At 40.8% G+C, this 255-nt stretch carries 1 protein-coding gene; it reads right to left on the bottom strand.

The annotated features are described in order from the left end of the window. The coding region (locus M3152_RS17920; protein WP_251697206.1) for an HTH-type transcriptional regulator Hpr at positions 1 to 255 on the bottom strand (255 nt) is incomplete at both ends.

The raw sequence follows: 255 nt of genomic DNA, 5'->3' as shown, positions 1-255 counted from the left end.
GTCTTTCTTGAAGAATTGCAGATATCCCCGCTCTTCAAGTTTCTTTGAAAAGTTGAAAGCTGTGGAGACGTGCATGACGCCGAATTTTGCGATGTCCGAAATGGTTGCGCCTTGAAGATGGTATGCATTCCATAGAATATGGTGTTCATTAATATTCAAGTCATAAGGTTTTATCCATTGCTGCCAATCCTTTTCTACTGCTTTCCAAAGTGCTTTTGACATCTGGGCAACGCGTTGACTATAAATCATTGCTTC

Source organism: Sporosarcina luteola (genome assembly GCF_023715245.1).
GTDB classification, from domain to species: domain Bacteria; phylum Bacillota; class Bacilli; order Bacillales_A; family Planococcaceae; genus Sporosarcina; species Sporosarcina luteola_C.
Note: the sequence above shows the minus strand (reverse complement) of the source record. Positions and strands in the feature narration are given on the sequence as shown.